At 55.9% G+C, this 15,429-nt stretch carries 15 protein-coding genes and 1 other annotated feature; of the genes, 11 read left to right on the forward strand and 4 right to left on the reverse strand.

Going from position 1 to position 15,429, the window contains the following annotated elements; translation table 11 throughout:
* On the reverse strand, window positions 1–229 hold a 229-nt coding region (locus L977_RS21120; protein ID WP_047626877.1), incomplete at its 3' end, for an efflux RND transporter permease subunit.
* Between the two features lie 22 nt (window positions 230–251).
* Complete coding sequence (gene acrA, locus L977_RS21125) at window positions 252–1,445, reverse strand: multidrug efflux RND transporter periplasmic adaptor subunit AcrA (RefSeq protein ID WP_014882804.1); 1,194 nt, start codon at window positions 1,443–1,445, stop codon at window positions 252–254.
* Between the two features lie 141 nt (window positions 1,446–1,586).
* Between acrA and acrR the strand changes: the two genes are divergently transcribed.
* Together acrR and mscK are read left to right on the forward strand one after the other, a co-directional pair.
* Window positions 1,587–2,240 (forward strand): multidrug efflux transporter transcriptional repressor AcrR, encoded by a 654-nt coding sequence (acrR, locus tag L977_RS21130; protein ID WP_047626878.1) that lies wholly within the window; start codon window positions 1,587–1,589, stop codon window positions 2,238–2,240.
* A 112-nt stretch (window positions 2,241–2,352) separates the two neighbouring features.
* Window positions 2,353–5,700, forward strand: coding sequence for a mechanosensitive channel MscK (mscK, locus tag L977_RS21135; RefSeq protein WP_032637303.1), 3,348 nt, complete (start codon window positions 2,353–2,355; stop codon window positions 5,698–5,700).
* Window position 5,701: 1 nt separating this feature from the next.
* Here the strand turns inward: mscK and rsmS are convergent, their stop codons facing one another.
* Together rsmS and priC are read right to left on the reverse strand one after the other, a co-directional pair.
* The gene (gene rsmS / locus L977_RS21140) at window positions 5,702–5,887 is read right to left on the reverse strand and encodes a pleiotropic regulatory protein RsmS (protein WP_023336826.1); all 186 of its coding nucleotides are present in this window, start codon (window positions 5,885–5,887) and stop codon (window positions 5,702–5,704) included.
* A 14-nt stretch (window positions 5,888–5,901) separates the two neighbouring features.
* Entirely contained in the window at window positions 5,902–6,429 is a 528-nt protein-coding gene (priC, locus tag L977_RS21145; protein ID WP_014882808.1) for a primosomal replication protein N'', read from the reverse strand.
* Between the two features lie 50 nt (window positions 6,430–6,479).
* Here priC and L977_RS21150 point away from each other — a divergent pair, with 50 nt between their 5' ends.
* The 9 genes from L977_RS21150 to L977_RS21190 all read left to right on the forward strand — a co-directional run.
* Entirely contained in the window at window positions 6,480–6,857 is a 378-nt protein-coding gene (locus L977_RS21150; RefSeq protein ID WP_023332251.1) for a DUF454 family protein, read from the forward strand.
* Window positions 6,858–7,009: 152 nt separating this feature from the next.
* A complete protein-coding gene (apt, locus tag L977_RS21155) occupies window positions 7,010–7,561 on the forward strand; it encodes an adenine phosphoribosyltransferase (protein WP_000127359.1) in 552 nt (183 codons plus the stop codon).
* Window positions 7,562–7,649: 88 nt separating this feature from the next.
* A complete protein-coding gene (gene dnaX / locus L977_RS21160; RefSeq protein WP_014882810.1) occupies window positions 7,650–9,575 on the forward strand; it encodes a DNA polymerase III subunit gamma/tau in 1,926 nt (641 codons plus the stop codon).
* Window positions 8,905–8,969 (forward strand) — a sequence feature (DnaX frameshifting element). Its footprint overlaps the gene before it by 65 nt.
* A 54-nt stretch (window positions 9,576–9,629) precedes the next feature.
* Window positions 9,630–9,962: a YbaB/EbfC family nucleoid-associated protein gene (locus L977_RS21165; RefSeq protein ID WP_014882811.1), complete on the forward strand. Its 333-nt coding sequence runs from the start codon at window positions 9,630–9,632 to the stop codon at window positions 9,960–9,962.
* Window positions 9,962–10,567, forward strand: coding sequence for a recombination mediator RecR (gene recR, locus L977_RS21170; protein WP_014882812.1), 606 nt, complete (start codon window positions 9,962–9,964; stop codon window positions 10,565–10,567). Before L977_RS21165 ends, recR begins: the two co-directional genes overlap by 1 nt.
* A gap of 110 nt (window positions 10,568–10,677) precedes the next feature.
* Complete coding sequence (gene htpG / locus L977_RS21175; protein ID WP_023332254.1) at window positions 10,678–12,552, forward strand: molecular chaperone HtpG; 1,875 nt, start codon at window positions 10,678–10,680, stop codon at window positions 12,550–12,552.
* A 195-nt stretch (window positions 12,553–12,747) separates the two neighbouring features.
* On the forward strand, window positions 12,748–13,392 hold the full coding sequence (gene adk, locus L977_RS21180) for an adenylate kinase (RefSeq protein WP_006809841.1): 645 nt from the start codon (window positions 12,748–12,750) through the stop codon (window positions 13,390–13,392).
* A 124-nt stretch (window positions 13,393–13,516) separates the two neighbouring features.
* Window positions 13,517–14,479 (forward strand): ferrochelatase, encoded by a 963-nt coding sequence (gene hemH, locus L977_RS21185; RefSeq protein ID WP_014882814.1) that lies wholly within the window; start codon window positions 13,517–13,519, stop codon window positions 14,477–14,479.
* A 62-nt stretch (window positions 14,480–14,541) separates the two neighbouring features.
* The coding region (locus tag L977_RS21190; RefSeq protein ID WP_047626879.1) for an inosine/guanosine kinase at window positions 14,542–15,429 on the forward strand (888 nt) is incomplete at its 3' end.

Raw genomic sequence — 15,429 nt, forward strand, 5'->3', positions numbered from 1 at the left:
ACATCAGGTTATCGATACCGTTCATGTTCTGTTCGATAACCTGGGTGACGGTGTCCTGCACCGTTTTCGCATCAGCGCCCGGGTAGGTTGCGGAAATTGTCACCGCCGGTGGCGCAATCGTTGGATATTGCGCGACAGGCAGCTTCAGGATCGCAAGTCCCCCGGCCAACATGATGATAATGGCGATCACCCACGCAAATATGGGGCGATCGATAAAGAAATTAGGCATGTCTTAACGGCTCCTGTTTAAGTTAAGACTTGGTTTGTTCTGACTGGTCAGCGGCCGAAGCAGATTGTTTATCGTCAGATTTCACTTCCTGTGCTTTGACCTGCGCACCAGGACGAACTTTTTGCAAACCAGTAACAATCACGCGATCGCCATCTTTCAGACCTTCCGTCACCAGCCATTTATCGCCAATCGCCTGAGTGGCGGTAATGTTGCGCATTTCGACTTTGTCATCCGCCCCGACAACCAGCGCGCTCGCATCGCCACGTGGCGTACGGGTCACACCCTGCTGTGGAACCAGAAGTGCGGTTGGATTGGTGCCTTCTTCCAGACGCGCGCGAACGAACATACCTGGCAGCAGATTTTTGTCAGGGTTCGGGAAAATCGCCCGTAAGGTGATGGAACCGGTAGTCTGGTCGACCGTCACATCGGAGAACTCCAGAGTCCCTTCCTGCGGGAACTTGATACCGTCGTTAGTCACCAGCTCCACTTTGGCTTTGCCGTTTTCCTGTTTCAGGGTGCCGTTAGCCAGCTCCTGTTTCAGGCGCAGGAAATCATTGCTGGACTGGGTCACGTCAACGTAGATCGGATCAAGCTGCTGCACGGTAGCCAGCGCAGTGGTTTGTCCGTTCTGTACCAGCGCCCCTTCCGTGACGGAAGATTTACCAATACGACCGCTGATAGGGGAGGTCACTTTGGTATAGGCCAGATTAATACGTGCGGTTTCGACGGCCGCTTTGGCGGCCACCACGGCGGCGTTAGCCTGCTGGGCATCGGCCAGAGCGGTATCATAATCCTGTTGACTGATGTACTTCGTACCGAGCAGTTTTTGATAACGGTTCAGCGTCAGCTGGGCGATTTTGGCGGCGGCTTGCGCTTTTGCCAGGTCGCCTTTGGCGCTTTCATAAGAGGCCTGATAGGTCGCGGGATCAATCTGATACAGAGACTCACCGGCTTTCACATCACCGCCTTCGGTAAAGTTACGTTTCAGGATAATGCCACTCACCTGAGGGCGAACTTCCGCAATGCGATAGGCATTGGTACGGCCAGGTAATTCGGTGGTGATCTGCAGAGGTTCAGATTTGAGTGTCACTACGCCGACTTCTGGCGCCTGCTGAGCTCCTTGTTGAGCTGGTTTGTCGTCACATCCTGTTAGCGCTAAGCTGCCTGAGAGCATCAGAACGACCGCCAGAGGCGTTAACCCTCTGTTTTTGTTCATATGTAAACCTCGAGTGTCCGATTTCAAATTGATCAATGGTCCTGAGTCCAAAAACCCATTGCTGCGTTTATATTATCGTCATGCTATGGTACATACATTCACAAATGTATGTAAATCTGACTCCTGTAAATTCACTCACCTATGGCACGAAAAACTAAACAACAAGCGCTGGAAACCCGACAACATATCCTTGATGTGGCAATACGTTTGTTCTCTCAGCAGGGTGTTTCATCAACCTCGTTGGCACAAATTGCTCAGGCTGCTGGCGTGACTCGGGGTGCGATTTACTGGCATTTTAAAGATAAGTCAGATCTGTTCAGTGAAATCTGGGAGCTTTCAGAGTCCAGCATTAGCGATCTTGAGAGTGAGTATCGGGCAAAATTCCCTGACGATCCACTCTCAGTATTAAGAGAGATATTAGTATATATCCTTGAAGCTACGGTAGTTGAAGAACGTCGCAGATTAATGATGGAAATTATTTTTCATAAATGCGAGTTCGTGGGGGAGATGGCAGTAGTGCAGCAGGCGCAGCGTAGTCTCAGCCTGGAGAGCTATGACCGTATTGAGCAGAACCTGAATCTGTGTATGCAGGCAAAACTGCTCCCGGCCAACCTGTTGACCCGCCGGGCGGCTATTCTGATGCGCAGCTACATTTCAGGGTTGATGGAAAACTGGCTGTTTGCGCCGCAATCCTTTGACCTCAAAGAGGAAGCCCGCAGTTACGTGGCGATTTTACTGGAAATGCTACAGCTCTGCCCGACGCTGCGCAGCGATTCCCCTTCGTTACCCGCCTGAGCCATTCCAGGATTTATCTTAGAGGATAACGTTCACGCTATTCTGCTTCAGGCGAGCGTGATATTCTTCACGCCGGACTATTATCGGTCATCTGCTGACATCATTCACAACTATGCTGCCCATCAATCGCTCGCAACATCCTGTTTTTGCATTGCTCTTTGCTATGCTGTTTTTCTTCTCCACCGGACCGCTTTCGTGGGCCCGCGCAGATAACAGTACGGATATCCCCTCACGCAGTGATGTTCAGTCGCAACTCGACACCCTGAACAAACAAAAAGAGCTCTCTCCGCAGGAGAAACTCACCCAGCAGGATCTGACAGAGACGCTGGAAAACATTGATAAAATTGAGCGCGTTAAAGCAGAAACCACCCAGCTTCGTCAGAAGGTGGCGCAGGCGCCTGAGAACATGCGCAAAGCCACGGAAGCGCTGAATGCGCTGAGTGACGTCGATAACGACGACGAAACGCGTAAGACGCTCGCCACGCTTTCTTTGCGTCAGCTGGAGTCGCGCGTTGCCCAATTGCTCGACGATCTGCAAACCGCGCAGTCCGACCTCGCGACCTACAACAGTCAGCTCGTCTCTCTGCAAACCCAGCCCGAGCGCGTGCAAAATGCGATGTATACCGCGTCTCAGCAGCTGCAGCAGATCCGCAACCGCCTGAACGGTACGACGGTGGGGGAAGGGACGCTTCGCCCAACGCAGCAAACTCTGCTGCTGGTTCAGCAGTCATTACTCAATGCGCAAATTGAACAGCAGCGTAAAAGCCTGGAAGGGAATACGGTGCTGCAGGACACGCTCCAGAAACAGCGTGATTACGTCACGGCGAATATTAATCGTCTGGAACACCAGCTTCAGCTGCTGCAGGAAGCGGTAAACAGTAAGCGTCTGACCCTGACGGAAAAAACGGCCCAGGAAGCGGTATCGCCGGATGAAACGGCCCGTATTCAGGCCAACCCGCTGGTGAAACAGGAGCTTGAGGCTAACCATCAGCTGAGTCAGCGTCTGATTCTGGCGACGGAAAACGGCAACTCGCTGGTTCAGCAAAACATTAAAGTGAAAAACTGGCTGGATCGGGCGCTGCAGGCGGAACGCAACATCAAAGAACAGATCGCGGTCCTGAAAGGTAGCCTCCTGCTGTCGCGTATTCTCTACCAGCAGCAGCAGACGCTGCCGTCCGCCGACGAGCTGGAAGACATGACTAACCGCATTGCGGATTTGCGTCTGGAACAATTTGACGTGAATCAGCAGCGTGATGCCCTTTTCCAGAGCGATAACTTCGTCGCCAAAATTGAAGAGGGTCATTCCAGCGACGTGAACCCGGAAGTGCATGACGCGCTGCTCCAGGTCGTCGATATGCGCCGTGAGCTATTGGATCAGCTCAACAAACAGCTGGGCAACCAGCTGATGATGGCCATCAACCTGCAGATCAACCAGCAGCAGCTGGTCAGCGTTTCCAAAAGCCTGCAGGAGATTTTGACGCAGCAAATTTTCTGGGTGAACAGCAACAAGCCGATGGACTGGGACTGGGTGAAGTCCTTCCCTGAACAGCTGAAAACGCAGATTAAGAGCATGAAAATCACCGTGAACTGGGAGAAAGCCTGGCCTGCGGTAATGATTGCTTTCCTGGCGGGATTACCCCTGCTGCTGATTGCCGGTCTGATTCGCTGGCGTTTGAAATGGCTTAAACAGTACCAGGCGAAGCTGGCCTCGGAAGTGGGGCAACTGCGCAACGACAGCCAGCTCCATACGCCAAAAGCGATTCTGATCGACCTTATTCGCGCCCTGCCGGTGTGCCTGATTATTCTGGCGGTAGGCCTGATTCTGCTCACCATGCAGCTTAACGTCAGCGATCTGCTGTGGGCATTCAGCAAAAAACTGGCGCTGTTCTGGCTGGTGTTTGGCCTGTGCTGGAAGGTCCTGGAAAAAGACGGCGTTGCGGTCCGTCATTTCAACATGCCTGCCCAACTGACCAGCCACTGGCGTCGACAGATTGTACGTGTCAGCCTGGCGCTTCTGCCGCTTCACTTCTGGTCAGTTGTTTCTGAACTGTCTCCGCTGCATCTGATGGATGATGTGCTGGGTCAGTTGGTCATTATGCTGAACCTGCTGCTGATTGCCATCCTCATGTGGCCGATGTGCCGCGATAGCTGGCGTGATAAAGAGTCCCACAATATTCGTCTGGCCACCGTGACAGTACTGGCGATCATTCCGCTGGCGCTGATGGTGCTCACGGCGACGGGCTACTTCTATACCACGCTGCGTCTGTCCGGGCGCTGGATCGAAACGGTCTATCTGGTGATCGTCTGGAATCTGCTCTATCAAACCGTACTGCGCGGGTTAAGCGTCGCGGCTCGCCGTATTGCTTACCGTCGTGCCATCGCGCGTCGTCAGCATCAGGTGAAAGAGGGCGCCGAAGGTGCGGAGCCACAGGAAGAACCGACCATCGCGCTGGAGCAGGTCAACCAGCAGACGCTGCGTATCACTATGCTGGTGATGATCGCGCTGTTTGCGGTGATGTTCTGGGCTATCTGGTCTGATTTAATTACCGTTTTCGCCTACCTCGACAGCATCACCCTCTGGCAGTACAACGGCACCGAAGCTGGCGCTGCGGTGATGAAAAGCGTCACCATGGGCAGCCTGCTGTTTGCGCTGGTGTCGTCGGTGGTAGCCTGGGCGCTGATTCGCAACCTGCCGGGTCTGCTGGAAGTGCTGGTCCTCTCGCGGCTGAACCTGCGTCAGGGGGCGTCGTACGCTATCACTACGATCCTGAACTACGTCATCATTATTGTCGGGGCGATGACGGTATTCGGCTCGCTGGGCGTCTCGTGGGATAAACTCCAGTGGTTGGCGGCCGCCCTCTCGGTAGGTTTGGGTTTTGGCCTGCAGGAGATCTTCGGTAACTTTGTCTCCGGTCTGATCATCCTGTTCGAACGTCCGGTGCGAATTGGCGATACCGTCACCATCGGGACGTTCTCCGGTACGGTCAGCAAGATCCGCATTCGTGCCACCACGATTACCGATTTCGATCGCAAAGAGGTGATCATCCCGAACAAGGCGTTCGTGACCGAGCGTCTGATCAACTGGTCGCTGTCTGATACGGTGACGCGCGTGGTGATCCGCCTGGGCGTAGCTTATGGATCGGATCTGGAGAAGGTGAAAGAGGTGCTGCTGAAAGCAGCCTCAGAACATCCGAAAGTGATGCACGATCCGGCTCCGGCGGTGTTCTTCACCACCTTCGGGCCAAGCACGCTGGATCATGAACTGCGTTTATACGTGCGTGAACTGCGTGACCGTAGCTACACGGTAGATGAGCTTAACCGGTCTATCGATCGTCTGTGCCGTGAAAACGATATTAATATCGCCTTCAACCAGCTTGAAGTTCACCTGCGTAACGAAAAAGGTGATGAGCATACGGAAGTGAAGCGCGACATTAAAGGTGACGATCCCACTCCGGCTTAATCTATTTTCCCTCTCCCTGTGGGAGAGGGTTAGGGTGAGGGCTACTGGCCTTCACCTTTCCTTCGAAATCCCGCTGCACAATCTCCAGCGCTTTCAGCACCGTTTCGGCGGGAATATCATGATTCTCCAGCAGCATAATTAAATCGACGGCCAGCTTGACCTCATCGGGTGCATTTTCCAGTGACATGGGTGTGGCTCCTGTTAGCGGGTCAAACGTTCAATGACGCGTTCAATCTCATCCAGCGCCTGACGGCAGCGCACAATGCGGCCTTCCAGGGCGCTAATCTCGCGCATCAATAATTGCTGTTCTTCCAGCGTTTCGCTGTTATTCAGCCGCACTTCGCGCTCACGTTTCATCTCAAACAGTCGGCGTTCAAACTCCTGATTCTCCAGCCGCTTGCGCTGCCATTTGCCGAGTCCAGGCGAGCCGCTGTCCCAGGCGCGTAGCGGCCAGGCGGCAATTTCGCGATGCAGGGCGGTGATTTGCTCAGTGAGATGCTCTGCAAGCCACGCCACCTGTTCCTGCTGTTCACTTTCAACCGCATGGCAAAGCTCGTCAAGGTGGGTCTGCGCCTCAGCCAGGTAATCCTGAATGACCGTACTGCGGGTACGAAAAAGCTGCCGATCAAAGCGCGGCTTCAGCGTGGCGTGCCCCAGCAGAGGGGTGGCCTCTGCTCGCAGGGTGGTCAACTGTTTTTGCAGCGTCTCCAGAAGCAAGGCTGTTTTCAAAACGCTCTCCAGTGGTAAAGTAGCCGTTCAGTTTGATAACGATTCGCATTATGCAGCGTACTATTTTAATCATCATTGGCTGGCTCGCGGTAGTGCTGGGTACACTGGGTGTGGTTTTACCCTTACTGCCCACCACGCCGTTTATCCTGCTGGCAGCCTGGTGCTTCGCCCGCTCGTCGCCGCGTTTTCACCACTGGCTGCTTTATCGCTCATGGTTTGGTGGCTACCTGCGCCACTGGCAAAAACACCGTGCCATGCCGCCCGGCGCGAAGCCGCGCGCGATTGCGGTGATCCTCATTACCTTTGCTATTTCATTATGGTTGGTGAAAATGATGTGGGTGCGGATCCTGCTGCTGATCATTCTGACCTGCCTGCTTATCTTCATGTGGCGGATCCCCGTGGTTGATGAAAAGCAACAAAAGCACTGAAGCCTCATAATGGCTGTTGCAATTATTGCGTACAGCCAGTAAATTCGACCGTTTTCGAGCACAGGCGCGCCTGGTTAAAGGTTAAACGATTGTTACCTTTACCCACTCCGTTGCGCGTCGTGAGTAACACTGTTTCATTTAGGCACAAACCGATGACCGCAACTGCACAGCAGCTTGAATATCTGAAAAACAGCATCAAAAGCATCCAGGACTATCCAAAACCTGGCATTCTTTTCCGTGATGTCACCAGCTTGCTGGAAGACCCGAAAGCGTATGCGCTCAGCATTGAACTGCTGGTCGAGCGTTATAAAAACGCCGGGATCACCAAAGTAGTAGGTACCGAAGCCCGTGGCTTCCTGTTTGGCGCACCGGTTGCGCTGGCAATGGGCGTGGGTTTTGTGCCGGTGCGTAAACCGCGCAAACTGCCGCGTGAAACCATCGCAGAGAGCTACGAGCTGGAGTACGGCACCGATCAGCTGGAAATCCACGTTGATGCGATCAAGCCTGGCGACAAAGTGCTGGTGGTGGACGATCTGCTGGCGACCGGCGGCACCATCGAAGCGACCGTGAAGCTGATCCGTCGTCTGGGTGGTGAAGTGACCGACGCGGCGTTCATCATTAACCTGTTCGATCTCGGCGGCGAACAGCGCCTGGAAAAACAGGGCATTACCAGCTACAGCCTGGTGCCATTCCCGGGTCATTAATCCCGGTTTTCACAACCTCGCTCAATGGGTGAGGTTGTGATAGCATTCCCCTCCATAAATTCACCTTCCAGCGTTGCAGAGCCTGCCCATGAGTTATCAGGTGTTAGCCCGTAAATGGCGACCACAAACCTTTGCTGACGTTGTCGGTCAGGAGCATGTGCTGACGGCCCTGGCGAACGGCTTGTCGCTAGGTCGCATCCATCACGCCTATCTTTTCTCCGGCACCCGCGGCGTCGGTAAGACCTCAATTGCCCGTTTGCTGGCGAAAGGTCTCAACTGCGAAACCGGGATCACCGCCACGCCGTGCGGCGTGTGTGATAACTGCCGGGAGATCGAGCAGGGGCGTTTTGTCGATCTGATCGAGATCGACGCCGCCTCGCGCACGAAAGTGGAAGATACCCGCGATCTGCTGGACAACGTACAGTACGCCCCAGCGCGCGGTCGCTTCAAGGTCTACCTGATCGATGAAGTGCACATGCTGTCGCGTCACAGCTTTAACGCCCTGCTGAAAACGCTGGAAGAGCCGCCCGCGCACGTGAAATTCCTGCTGGCGACGACCGATCCGCAAAAGCTGCCGGTCACCATTCTGTCCCGCTGCCTGCAGTTCCACCTGAAGGCCCTGGACGTAGAACAGATCCGCGCCCAGCTCGAACACATTCTCGATGAAGAGAAGATCGTCCATGAGCCGCGCGCCCTGCAACTGCTGGCGCGTGCAGCGGACGGCAGCCTGCGTGATGCGTTAAGCCTGACCGACCAGGCAATTGCCAGCGGTGACGGTAAGCTCTCTACCGAAGCAGTCAGTACCATGCTCGGTACGCTGGATGACGATCAGGCGCTTTCACTCATCGAAGCGATGATTGCCGCCAACGGTGAGCGCGTCATGACGCTGGTCAATGCTGCTGCTGGCCGGGGGATTGAATGGGAAGCGCTGCTGGTTGAGATGCTCAGCCTGCTGCACCGCGTGGCGATGCTGCAACTTTCTCCGTCGGCAATTGGCGCAGATATGGCCGCCATTGAACAGCGGATGCGTGAACTTGCCCGCACCGTGCCGCCTGCCGATGTACAGCTTTATTACCAAACCCTGCTGATTGGCCGTAAAGAGCTGCCGTACGCGCCGGATCCCCGGATGGGCGTAGAAATGACGCTGCTGCGCGCGCTGGCGTTCCACCCGCGCATGCCGCTGCCGGAGCCGGAAGCGCCGCGGCAGTCTTTTGCCCCGGTCGCCCCAACGGCGGTGATGTCACCTCAGCAGGTGCCACCGCAGCCGACACCGCCGCCGCAAAACGTGCCGCTGTCGGATGCCACCAGTTCGGTGCTTGCCGCTCGCAGTCAGCTGCAGCGTGCGCAGGGAGTAACCAAACCAAAAAAGAGTGAACCGGCAGCGCCAGGAAGAGCGCGGCCGGTGAACAACGCCGCGCTTGAACGACTGGCCTCGGTAACGGAGCGCGTACAGTCGCGCCCGGCACCGTCCGCGCTCGAGCAGAAAGCCCCGGCGAAAGAAGAGGCATACCGCTGGAAGGCGACCACCGTTGTCGAAACGGTAAAGGAAGAGGTCGCTACGCCGAAAGCGCTGAAAAAGGCGCTGGAGCATGAGAAAACGCCGGAGCTTTCCGCGAAGCTCGCAGAAGAATCTATTGCCCGCGATGCCTGGGCCGCTGAGGTCAGCAAACTCCAGCTGCCGAAGCTGGTCGAGCAGGTTGCGCTGAACGCCTGGAAAGAGCAGGACGGTAATCAGGTGCGTTTACACCTGCGTCCTGGTCAGCGACACCTGAATTCGCCAGGCGCGCAAAAGGCGCTGGCCGAGGCGCTCGCCACATTACAGGGTGCGCCGGTTGAATTGACTATCATTGAAGATGATAATCCGGCAGTGAAAACGCCGCTTGAGTGGCGCCAGGCCATTTATGAAGAGAAACTCGCGCAGGCGCGCGAGGCGATTATTGCGGATAACAACATTCAGACCCTGCGCCGGTTCTTCGACGCCGATCTGGATGAAGAGAGTATTCGCCCCATTTGATCGTGAGTCTGACTTACGGTTGTAATCCTTAAACGTGAAAGAAGAGAGAAGCCTATGTTTGGTGGAAAAGGCGGTCTGGGTGGCCTGATGAAGCAGGCTCAGCAGATGCAGGAAAAAATGCAGAAGATGCAGGAAGAGATCGCTCAGATGGAAGTCACGGGTGAATCCGGTGCCGGTCTGGTCAAGGTGACCATCAACGGTGCGCATAACTGCCGTCGCGTTGAAATCGACCCAAGCCTGCTCGAAGACGACAAAGAGATGCTGGAAGATCTGGTTGCTGCCGCGTTTAACGATGCTGCGCGCCGTATCGACGAAACCCAGAAAGAGAAAATGGCCTCTGTTTCCAGCGGTATGCAGCTGCCGCCGGGCTTTAAGATGCCATTCTGATGCAAACCAGTCCGCTGCTCACGCAGTTAATGGAAGCACTACGCTGCCTGCCGGGCGTTGGCCCGAAGTCGGCGCAGCGCATGGCGTTCACGCTTTTGCAGCGCGATCGCAGCGGCGGGATGCGCCTGGCGCAGGCTCTGACCCGCGCGATGTCAGAAATTGGTCACTGTGCGGATTGCCGCACCTTTACCGAGCAGGATGTGTGTAACATCTGCTCGAATCCGCGTCGTCAGGAGAACGGTCAGATTTGCGTGGTGGAGAGTCCGGCGGACATCTATGCCATCGAACAAACCGGGCAGTTTTCCGGCCGCTATTTCGTGCTGATGGGGCATCTCTCCCCGCTGGACGGTATCGGCCCGGACGATATCGGTCTTGACCGCCTTGAACAGCGTCTTGAGTCCGAAACGATTAAAGAGGTGATCCTCGCCACCAACCCAACGGTGGAAGGGGAAGCAACCGCCAACTACATCGCCGAGCTGTGCTCACAGTACGGCGTAGACGCCAGCCGCATCGCCCACGGCGTGCCGGTGGGCGGCGAGCTGGAGATGGTGGACGGCACCACGCTGTCGCACTCTCTGGCCGGGCGTCACAAGATTATTTTCTGACCAAACGGAGGCTGCGTTCGCGGCCTCCGCTTGAAATTTCTCTCCCTTATCCCCATCTCTCACTCAACGTTTTACAACCCCATTAAATGGCATTGTTGAGGTCGACTTAGATGAAAGGACAAGAAACCCGTGGTTTCCAGTCAGAAGTAAAACAGCTTCTGCACCTGATGATCCATTCCCTGTATTCCAACAAAGAAATCTTCCTGCGTGAGCTGATTTCCAACGCCTCCGATGCGGCGGACAAGCTGCGTTTCCGCGCGCTGTCTAACCCGGATCTGTACGAAGGCGACGGCGAGCTGCGTGTGCGCGTCTCTTTCAATAAAGAGAACCGTACCCTGACCATCGCCGATAACGGCATTGGGATGAACCGCGACGAGGTGATCGACCACCTCGGCACCATCGCCAAATCCGGCACTAAAGCGTTCCTTGAGTCAATGGGCTCTGACCAGGCGAAAGACAGCCAGCTGATCGGTCAGTTCGGCGTGGGCTTCTACTCAGCGTTCATCGTGGCGGACAAAGTCACCGTGCGTACCCGTGCGGCGGGCGACAGCGCGGAGAACGGTGTGCTCTGGGAATCCAAAGGCGAAGGTGAGTACACCGTTGACGACATCACCAAAGCAGACCGCGGGACTGAAATCACCCTGCACCTGCGTGAAGGGGAAGATGATTTCCTGAACGACTGGCGCGTACGCTCCATCATCAGCAAATATTCCGATCACATCGCTCTGCCGGTTGAGATTGAAAAACAGGAAGAGAAAGACGGCGAAACCGTGGTCTCCTGGGAGAAAATCAACAAGGCGCAGGCGCTGTGGACGCGCAACAAGTCTGAAATTAAAGACGACGAATATAACGAGTTCTACAAGCACATCGCCCACGACTTTACCGACCCGCTGACCTGGAGCCACAACCGCGTGGAAGGGAAGCAGGAGTACACCAGCCTGCTGTACATCCCGGCGCAGGCCCCATGGGATATGTGGAACCGCGATCACAAGCACGGCCTGAAGCTGTACGTGCAGCGCGTCTTCATCATGGACGACGCCGAGCAGTTCATGCCGAACTACCTGCGCTTCGTGCGCGGCCTGATCGATTCTAACGATCTGCCGCTCAACGTCTCCCGCGAGATCCTGCAGGACAGCACCGTCACCCGTAACTTGCGCAACGCCCTGACCAAACGTGCGCTACAGATGCTGGAAAAACTGGCGAAAGACGATGCGGAAAAATACCAGACCTTCTGGAAACAGTTTGGCCTGGTGCTGAAGGAAGGCCCGGCAGAAGACACCGCAAACGTTGAAACCATTGCTAAGCTGCTGCGCTTCGCCTCCACGCACACCGACTCCTCCGCGCAGACCGTGTCGCTGGAAGAGTATGTCTCCCGCATGAAAGAAGGGCAGGAGAAGATCTACTACATCACCGCCGACAGCTACGCGGCGGCGAAGAGCAGCCCGCACCTGGAGCTGTTGCGCAAGAAAGGCATCGAAGTGCTGCTGCTGTCTGACCGCATCGACGAGTGGATGATGAACTACCTGACCGAGTTCGACGGTAAAGCGTTCCAGTCGGTTGCAAAAGCCGATGAGTCCATCGACAAGCTGGCGGATGAGGTAGATGAAAGCGCGAAAGAAGCCGAGAAGGCGCTGGAGCCGTTCGTTGAGCGCGTGAAAACCCTGCTGGGTGACCGTGTGAAAGAGGTACGTTTCACTCACCGTCTGACCGATACCCCGGCCATTGTCACGACCGATGCCGACGAAATGAGCACTCAGATGGCGAAGCTGTTCGCTGCGGCGGGCCAGGCGGTGCCGGAAGTGAAATATATCTTTGAGCTTAATCCGGATCATCCGCTGGTGAAACGCGCGGCGGATACCCAGGACGAAGCACGCTTTGCCGAGTGGGTTGAGCTGCTGCTGGATCAGTCCCTGCTGGCCGAGCGCGGCACGCTGGAAGACCCTAACCTGTTCATTAAACGTGTGAATGCGCTGCTTCTGGCGTAACTGACCACGCCTCCCCTGGTCTTCTCCCTCTCCCCGTGGGAGAGGGCCGGGGTGAGGGCCCCAGACTGCACTCACCCAAATTATCTCCCCCCGTTAACCGTTTCAGCCTTCCCGCCTTCCTTGAGCGATGTCCGTTCTGGTGGTATTGTTTAGCGCTTTTGAAAAATTGAAACGACATTTGAGGGGATTTTCGCAATGCGTATTATTCTGCTTGGCGCTCCGGGCGCGGGTAAAGGAACTCAGGCTCAGTTCATCATGGAGAAATACGGTATTCCGCAAATCTCCACCGGTGACATGCTGCGCGCCGCTGTAAAATCTGGCTCCGAGCTGGGTAAACAAGCGAAAGACATCATGGACGCAGGCAAGCTGGTAACCGACGAGCTGGTTATTGCGCTGGTCAAAGAGCGCATTGCTCAGGAAGATTGCCGTAACGGTTTCCTGCTGGACGGCTTCCCACGCACCATTCCTCAGGCTGATGCCATGAAAGAAGCGGGCATCAACGTGGACTACGTTCTCGAGTTCGACGTACCGGACGAGCTGATCGTTGACCGTATCGTTGGCCGTCGCGTACACGCTGCTTCTGGCCGCGTTTACCACATCAAATTCAACCCGCCTAAGGTTGAAGGTAAAGACGACGTGACCGGCGAAGAGCTGACCACCCGTAAAGACGATCAGGAAGAGACCGTGCGTAAACGCCTGGTGGAATACCATCAGATGACCGCGCCGCTGATCGGCTACTACACCAAAGAAGCGCAGGCGGGTAACACCAAATACGCCAAAGTCGACGGCACCAAAGCCGTGGCTGACGTACGTGCAGAGCTGGAAAAAATCCTCGGCTAATCGCGCGCCTCTCACCCGGGTCCCCGGGTGAGAAATATTCTCACCTTACCTATTACAGCAATGGGTTTCGTTTAAACGCATTTCCGCTACAATTGACAACCTATCAAATGGTTAAGAGGCGTGAATGAGTCAGGCGAAAACCGGCATCCTGCTTGCCAATCTGGGCACTCCAGAAGCACCTACATCAGACGCGGTAAAACGCTACCTGCGACAATTTTTAAGCGACACGCGCGTTGTGGATTTCCCGAGACTGCTGTGGTGGCCGCTGCTGCGTGGCGTGATTCTGCCGATTCGTTCTCCGCGCGTCGCCAAACTCTATCAGTCCGTCTGGATGGAGGAGGGCTCGCCGCTGATGGTTTACAGTCGTCGCCAGGAAAAAGCGCTGGCCGCCCGCCTGCCGGATATGCCCGTCGCGCTCGGCATGAGCTACGGAAAACCGTCCCTGGAAAGCGCGGTGGAATCACTGCTGGCGCAGGGTGTAGACCATATCGTGGTGCTGGCGCTCTACCCGCAATACTCCTGCTCGACGGTGGCCGCCGTCTGGGACGAGCTGGCGCGCATTCTGGCGACCCGTCGCCGCATTCCTGGCGTGACCTTTATTCGCGATTACGCCGATAACGATCTCTACATCAAGGCGCTTGCCAACAGCGCGCGCGCATCGTTTGAAAAGCACGGCGAGCCGGATCTGCTGCTGCTCTCCTATCATGGGATCCCACAGCGTTTCGCCAACGAAGGGGATGATTATCCGCAACGCTGCCGCGATACCACCCGTGAGCTGGTTTCCGCCCTCGGCCTGCCGCCGGAAAAAGTGATGATGACCTTCCAGTCGCGCTTCGGTCGCGAGCCGTGGCTGACACCGTATACCGATGAAACCCTCAAAATGCTTGGCGAGAAGGGGGTTAAGCACATTCAGGTGATGTCGCCAGGCTTCTCGGCGGACTGCCTGGAAACCCTGGAGGAGATCGCGGTGCAAAACCGGGAATTTTTCCTTGAGGCTGGCGGCGAAAAGTACGAGTACATTCCGGCGCTTAACGACTCGCCTGAACATATCGACATGATGGTCTCGCTGGTGACGAACAGCCGCTGATCGCACTCCAGGCCGGGTTTGTGCTACCATTCCCGGCCCATATTCTTCATACAGTTCAGACCATGAAATTTCCCGGTAAACGTAAATCCAAACACTACTTTCCCGTTGATGCGCGCGATCCGCTCCTGCAGCAAATCCAGCCTGAAAATGAAACCAGCGCCGCCTGGGTCGTTGGTATCGACCAGACGCTGGTGGACATTGAAGCGAAAGTGGATGATGCGTTTGTCGCCCGTTATGGTCTGAGCGCCGGTCACTCACTGGTGATCGAAGACGACGTTGCCGAAGCGCTGTACCAGGAGCTGGTGCGTGAAAATCTCATTACCCATCAGTTTGCCGGGGGGACCATCGGTAACACTATGCACAACTACTCCGTGCTGGCCGATGACCGCTCGGTACTGCTCGGCGTGATGTGCAGTAACATTGAAATCGGTGGTTATGCCTACCGCTATTTGTGCAACACCTCCAGCCGTACCGATCTGAACTATCTTCAGGGCGTTAACGGGCCGATTGGCCGCTGCTTTACGCTGATAGGCGAATCTGGCGAACGGACTTTTGCCATCAGCCCGGGTCATATGAACAAGCTGCGCGCCGAGAGTATTCCGGAAGAGGTAATCGCAGGTGCTTCGGCGCTGGTGCTGACCTCCTACCTGGTGCGCTGTAAGCCCGGCGAGCCGATGCCGGAAGCGACCATGAAAGCGATCGAGTACGCGAAAAAGTACGACGTGCCGGTGGTTCTCACGCTGGGCACCAAATTCGTGATTGCCGATAACCCCGAGTGGTGGCAGGCGTTCCTGAAAGAGCACGTCTCAATTCTGGCGATGAACGAAGAAGAGGCCGAAGCGCTCACCGGTGAGAGCGATCCGCTGCTGGCCTCTGACAAAGCGCTGGACTGGGTGGATCTGGTGCTCTGCACTGCCGGCCCTGTCGGGCTCTATATGGCGGGCATGTTC

The organism is Enterobacter sp. ZOR0014, assembly GCF_000798855.1.
Classification (GTDB): domain Bacteria; phylum Pseudomonadota; class Gammaproteobacteria; order Enterobacterales; family Enterobacteriaceae; genus Enterobacter; species Enterobacter kobei.

Excerpts from the sequence above, each read along its gene's own strand:
- adk (WP_006809841.1), top strand. The coding sequence starts at position 12,748 with ATGCGTATTATTCTGCTTGGCGCTCCGGGCGCGGGTAAAGGAACTCAG.
- htpG (WP_023332254.1), top strand. The coding sequence starts at position 10,678 with ATGAAAGGACAAGAAACCCGTGGTTTCCAGTCAGAAGTAAAACAGCTT.
- acrR (WP_047626878.1), top strand. The coding sequence starts at position 1,587 with ATGGCACGAAAAACTAAACAACAAGCGCTGGAAACCCGACAACATATC.
- recR (WP_014882812.1), top strand. The coding sequence starts at position 9,962 with ATGCAAACCAGTCCGCTGCTCACGCAGTTAATGGAAGCACTACGCTGC.
- acrA (WP_014882804.1), bottom strand. The coding sequence starts at position 1,445 with ATGAACAAAAACAGAGGGTTAACGCCTCTGGCGGTCGTTCTGATGCTC.
- apt (WP_000127359.1), top strand. The coding sequence starts at position 7,010 with ATGACCGCAACTGCACAGCAGCTTGAATATCTGAAAAACAGCATCAAA.
- mscK (WP_032637303.1), top strand. The coding sequence starts at position 2,353 with ATGCTGCCCATCAATCGCTCGCAACATCCTGTTTTTGCATTGCTCTTT.
- rsmS (WP_023336826.1), bottom strand. The coding sequence starts at position 5,887 with ATGTCACTGGAAAATGCACCCGATGAGGTCAAGCTGGCCGTCGATTTA.
- dnaX (WP_014882810.1), top strand. The coding sequence starts at position 7,650 with ATGAGTTATCAGGTGTTAGCCCGTAAATGGCGACCACAAACCTTTGCT.
- L977_RS21150 (WP_023332251.1), top strand. The coding sequence starts at position 6,480 with ATGCAGCGTACTATTTTAATCATCATTGGCTGGCTCGCGGTAGTGCTG.
- L977_RS21165 (WP_014882811.1), top strand. The coding sequence starts at position 9,630 with ATGTTTGGTGGAAAAGGCGGTCTGGGTGGCCTGATGAAGCAGGCTCAG.
- hemH (WP_014882814.1), top strand. The coding sequence starts at position 13,517 with ATGAGTCAGGCGAAAACCGGCATCCTGCTTGCCAATCTGGGCACTCCA.